This is a genomic window from Thermococcus sp. M36, assembly GCF_012027355.1.
Taxonomy (GTDB): Archaea; Methanobacteriota_B; Thermococci; order Thermococcales; family Thermococcaceae; genus Thermococcus.
On record NZ_SNUH01000048.1, the window covers coordinates 1 to 597 of the forward strand.

The 597-nt window shown below is 32.5% G+C and carries 1 protein-coding gene; it reads left to right on the forward strand.

Going from position 1 to position 597, the window contains the following annotated elements; all coding sequences use genetic code 11:
* Positions 1 to 107 precede the first annotated feature (107 nt).
* Positions 108 to 597 (forward strand): carboxypeptidase-like regulatory domain-containing protein (locus E3E36_RS11255; RefSeq protein WP_167895513.1); only part of this gene is annotated, 490 nt, incomplete at its 3' end.

Genomic DNA, 597 nt, shown 5'->3' on the forward strand with positions numbered 1-597 from the left:
AACTGTAGTATGCATCAATCTTAGGTAGTTTGCAGTCTGATTTTAATCGAATTTTAAAGTCAAGAGGTTAAAAAACCTTAAAACAACCAAAATAAATTACTTGCTGTATGAAAAGAATGATTGCTTTCCTGTCGTTTTTGGTGTGTACTATTTCCCTCTTTGCACAAACCACAAGAACCATTAAAGGAAAGGTTACAGATGATGCGGGAAGCCCTTTGCAAGGTGTTTCTGTATTAATTCGCGGAACTAAAACAGGAACTCAAACAGATGCTTCAGGAAATTTTATACAAATTATAAACGGTGGCACTGCTACTGCAACCTATTCTGATAATTATGATTTAGCCGGCAATAATAATAACAGCATTAAAACTTTTTTAAAGAATACATTATCAACTTTTAATTTTTCCATAGGTGCAGAATGGTTATTTAAAAAACCTAATATTTATGAAGATGAACCGATAACCAATACTAACTATGATTGGAAAATAGGTGTAAGTATTTTAGATATTGGTAAAAGTAAATTCAATCCTGCACAGGGTTCTTTTGAAGCAAGTGTTCCAAAGTCTTTACCTGTTAGTGAAGTTGATATTGAACGCA